At 70.0% G+C, this 3,927-nt stretch carries 6 protein-coding genes; 2 read left to right on the top strand and 4 right to left on the bottom strand.

The annotated features are described in order from the left end of the window. The first annotated feature begins 236 nt into the window (after nt 1–236). Entirely contained in the window at nt 237–395 is a 159-nt protein-coding gene (locus AC3XYG_RS28210; protein ID WP_489143200.1) for a hypothetical protein, read from the top strand. Nucleotides 396–404: 9 nt separating this feature from the next. Here AC3XYG_RS28210 and AC3XYG_RS28205 read toward each other — a convergent pair whose 3' ends face one another. Next, a complete protein-coding gene (locus AC3XYG_RS28205) occupies nt 405–1,397 on the bottom strand; it encodes a GlxA family transcriptional regulator (protein ID WP_489143199.1) in 993 nt (330 codons plus the stop codon). 93 nt (nt 1,398–1,490) lie between these two features. Next, nucleotides 1,491–1,700 carry a hypothetical protein gene (locus AC3XYG_RS28200; RefSeq protein WP_489143198.1) on the bottom strand — a complete coding sequence of 70 codons (210 nt, stop codon included), beginning with the start codon at nt 1,698–1,700 and terminating at the stop codon, nt 1,491–1,493. Between the two features lie 139 nt (nt 1,701–1,839). On the opposite strand from AC3XYG_RS28200, the gene AC3XYG_RS28195 reads away from it, so the two are divergent. Next, the gene (locus AC3XYG_RS28195; RefSeq protein WP_489143197.1) at nt 1,840–2,850 is read left to right on the top strand and encodes an HAD family hydrolase; all 1,011 of its coding nucleotides are present in this window, start codon (nt 1,840–1,842) and stop codon (nt 2,848–2,850) included. A gap of 43 nt (nt 2,851–2,893) precedes the next feature. On the opposite strand, the gene AC3XYG_RS28190 is transcribed toward AC3XYG_RS28195, so the two are convergent. Together AC3XYG_RS28190 and AC3XYG_RS28185 are read right to left on the bottom strand one after the other, a co-directional pair. Continuing rightward, nucleotides 2,894–3,586: a pirin family protein gene (locus AC3XYG_RS28190; RefSeq protein WP_489143196.1), complete on the bottom strand. Its 693-nt coding sequence runs from the start codon at nt 3,584–3,586 to the stop codon at nt 2,894–2,896. A gap of 67 nt (nt 3,587–3,653) precedes the next feature. Further along, on the bottom strand, nt 3,654–3,927 hold a 274-nt coding region (locus AC3XYG_RS28185), incomplete at its 5' end, for a LysR substrate-binding domain-containing protein (RefSeq protein ID WP_489143195.1).

The following is a 3,927-nucleotide window of genomic DNA, read 5'->3' as shown; positions in this document are numbered from 1 at the left end:
GGTCATGCAGTTGAGCGGCACCCTGCCACCGCGGCTGGCCGAAATCCTGCGGCGAGCGGACGTGGCGGCCAGTTGAAGCACGTCCTGTTCGTCTGCGGCCGCAATCTCCGGCGCAGCCCGACCGCTGAGACGATGTTCGCGGCCATCCGGGCATCGAGACGGCTTCGGCCGGCCTGAACCCGGACGCAGAAGAGCCGCTGACGGCCGAGCTGGTCGAATGGGCGGATCTGATCTTCGTGATGGAGAAATCGCAGCGGGCCAAGATCGCCAGCCGCTTCGGCGGCTCGCTGAAGCACGCCCGCGTGATCTGCCTCGACATCCCCGACCGGTTCGAGGCGATGGATCCGGAGCTGGTGCGCCTGCTGCAGGCCAAGGTCACGCCGCTGCTGGGTTGACCCCTGCCCTCACCACGCCCGGCGCTGGCCCATCACCTGCATCGGCCCGGCCGGGCGCGGCGCCCGTTCCGCCCGCGGCGAATGGCTGAACAGCGAGCGGTAGCATTTGGCGAAATGCGAGGCGGAGGCGAAGCCGCAGGCCACCGCCACCTCCAGCACCGGCATCGAGGTCTGCGCCAGCAGGATCTGGGCGTGCTTCAGCCGCGCCTCGAGATAGTACTGGGACGGGGTGCAGTTGAGGTAGATCCGGAACAGGCGCTCGAGCTGCCGGGTCGACAGCCCGGCGGCGCGGGCCAGCGCCGCACGAGGCAGCGGTTCGGCCAGGTTGGCCTCGATCTCGGCGATCGCGGCCAGCAGCTTCGGGTGGCTGACGCCGAGCCGTTCGCGCAGCTCCATCCGCTGCGGCGCATGGCCCTGGCGCGGCCGGGCGTGCAGGAACTGTTCGGCGACCTGGTTGGCCAGGTCGATGCCATGGGCCTGGCCGATCAGGTAATGCGTCATGTCGAGCGACGCCGTGCCGCCGGCCGAGGTGAAGCGGTCGCGGTCGATCTCGAACAGCCGCCCGGTGACGTCGAGCCGCGGGAAGGTCTCGGTGAAGGCGCTGAGGTTTTCCCAATGGATGGTGCTGCGATAGCCGTCCAGCAGCCCGGCCCAGGCCAGATGATAGGTGCCGGTGGAGACGGCGCCGAGGCGCGAGCCGCGCCGGGCCATGCGCCGCAGCCACGCCAGGATGCGTTCGTCGCGCCCATCCTGCGGGTCGAGGCCGGCGACCACCACCACCATGGTGAACGAATCCTCCGGCCCGATCGCTCCCTGGGTCACCAGGACGGCATCGTTGCTGGCCGTGACCGGGTCGCCGTCGACCGACAGCAGGCGCCATTCGTACAGCGTGCGGCGCGCAACCCAATTGGCCGCGCGAAACGGCTCGAGCACCGCCGACAGCGCCATCATCGAGAAGTTCGGAACCAGCAGAAACCCCACCCGCTGCGGTGGTTCAGTCATCGGATCGTCGGCCATGCCCTGGTCTGCTGCGCTCCCGAAAGCAGGCATCCGGCCACAGCCCCGGCGCCGAAGCAAGCCCGCCCTTGGCGCAGGTCAGCGCCGGTCACGATCCCGCGGGCGGGTGCGCAGGATCAGAAGCACGAAGCCACCGATCAGCAGCGCCGCAGCCACCCCCGCGCCACCGGCCATCCAGATCGCCACGCCGTCATCCGCCCCCGCCTGGCCCGCGGTGATGCGAAAGCTCCAGATGGCGATTCCGATCAGGAAGACGGCGATGGCGGCAATCAGCAGGGCGATGCGCATGCTCTTCGGTGGCCAAGTGGTGGGCTACGGTTGTAACGCCAATCCCGCGCCGTGACATCCGCACAAAACCGAATCCGCGCAGGATGCGCCGATGTCGCAGACCACGCGCGGCCCCGCTTGCCTCACGGAGATGTCCAGGATGATCCAGTCGATCGCGCTGTCGCGCCGGTGCCTCGGGGGCATTCTGCTCGCCGGCCTGCCCCTGGTCGCGGCGACGGCGCAGCAACCGGGCCATGACGTCCTGCCATCCTGGCGCGACAGTCCGGCCCGGCTGGCGATCCTGGACTTCCTGGCCGCCGTCACCGACGAATCCTCGCCGGACCATGTGCCGACGGCAGAGCGGCTGGCGGTGTTCGACAATGATGGCACGCTGTGGCCGGAACAGCCGATCTACACCGAGGTGATGTTCACGCTGGACCGCCTGCAGGACTTGGCGCCGCAGCACCCGGACTGGGCGGCTCGCGAGCCGTTCCGCTCGGCCCTGGCGCGGGACCTGCCGGCCCTGGGCCGGGGTGGCCTGCGGGCGCTGGGCGGGATCGTCATCGCCGTGCAGGCGGAAACGACGCCCGATGCGTTCCGCCGGTCAGTGGCCGACTGGATGGCCACGGCGCGCCATCCCGATTTCCAACGACCCTACCCGGACTGCACCTATCAGCCGATGCAGGAGGCGCTGGCGCTGTTCCGCGCCCATGACTTCCAGGTCTGCATCGCCTCCGGCGGCACCGCAGAGTTCATGCGGGCCTGGACCGGGCAGGCCTATGGCGTGCCGGCCGACCAGGTGATCGGCAGCGCGCTGAAGCTGCAATACCAACTGCAGCAGGACCGAGGCGAGCTGATGCAGATCGCCCAGCTCGACGTGCTGAACGAAGGGCCGGCCAAGCCCGCCGAGATCTTCCGCCGGTTCGGGCGGCGGCCGATCGCCGCCTTCGGCAATTCGGATGGCGACTACGAGATGCTGCAATTCACCACGACAGGGCCGGGCCGTCGGCTCGGGGTGCTGATCCACCATGACGATGCCGGGCGCGAATACGCCTATGACCGCCAGTCGATGGTCGGCCGGCTGGACCGCGGCCTGACCGACGCGGCCGGCAATGGCTGGCAGCTGGTGTCGATGAAGCAGGACTGGGTCCGCATCTTCTCGGCCGGCTGAGCGGCAAGGCCGAAGAGATACCGTCCCTCCGGCCTTGCCGGACTCAGGCCAAGTCGAACAGCAGGATTTCGGCCTCGGTCTCGGCGGTGATCCGGACACCTGCTTCGCCCTCGACCGCGGCGCCATCGCCTTCCCGCATCTCGTGGCCGGCGAGCGTGACCACGCCGCGGGTCAGCTGCACGAAGGCACCGCGGCCCGGGCCGATCGCGTGCTCGACCGTCTCGCCGGCGGCCAGCCGGGCGATGTAGAGCCTGACATCCTGGTGGATGGTCAGGGCTCCGTCCGCTCCGCTGGGGCTGGCGACCAGGCGCAGGCCGCCATCGGCCTCCGGCACCGCGATCTGCTCATAGCCCGGTGCCAGGCCGGATCGGTCCGGGAAGATCCAGATCTGCAGCAGATGCAGCGTGTCGGTGTCGGACGGGTTCATCTCGCTGTGGGTGATGCCGGTGCCGGCGGTCATGCGCTGCAGGTCGCCGGCGCGGATCACCGCCTGGTTGCCAAGGCTGTCGCGATGGGCGACGGCGCCGCCCAGCACATAGGTCAGGATCTCCATCTCGGCATGCGGATGCGCCGGGAAGCCGGCGCCCGGAACGACGCGGTCCTCGTTCAGCACGCGCAGCGAGCGGAACCCCATGCGCTCCGGGTCGCGGAACCGGCCGAAGGAAAAGGTGTGCTGGCCCTCGATCAGGCCGGTCTCGGTGCGGCCCCGGGCCATGCGGTCGTGCAGCGTGATCATGTCCGTCTCCCGTCGCAATGTGATGACGCAGAGATCGGCCTTTCCGGCCCGCGGCGAAAGCCGCCGGTCAGGAAACGCCGTGTTCGGCTGGATCGAACGTCAGGCCCTGCTCCCACGGCGCCGGGTCGGTGCAGCCTGCCGCGAGATGGTCGACCAGCGCCCGCACCCGGCGCGACAGGTGCCGGGTCTGCGGATACAAGGCGTGGATCACGTCGGCCACCGGTTCGGCGTCCAGCGGCACCGGCACCAGCCGGCCGTCGCGCAGAGCGTCAGCGGTGATGAAGGTCGGCAGCACGGCCAAGCCCAGCCCGGCGATGGCGGCGTCGCGCGCGGCCTCGCCA

The sequence above is a fragment of the Inquilinus sp. genome (assembly GCF_057815775.1).
This window is presented reverse-complemented; position numbering and strand designations above follow the sequence as displayed.

Bases quoted from the DNA above. Each gene is read 5' to 3' on its own strand.
- AC3XYG_RS28205 (WP_489143199.1), bottom strand. From the start codon at position 1,397: ATGACTGAACCACCGCAGCGGGTGGGGTTTCTGCTGGTTCCGAACTTC.
- AC3XYG_RS28200 (WP_489143198.1), bottom strand. From the start codon at position 1,700: ATGCGCATCGCCCTGCTGATTGCCGCCATCGCCGTCTTCCTGATCGGA.
- AC3XYG_RS28195 (WP_489143197.1), top strand. From the start codon at position 1,840: ATGATCCAGTCGATCGCGCTGTCGCGCCGGTGCCTCGGGGGCATTCTG.
- AC3XYG_RS28190 (WP_489143196.1), bottom strand. From the start codon at position 3,586: ATGATCACGCTGCACGACCGCATGGCCCGGGGCCGCACCGAGACCGGC.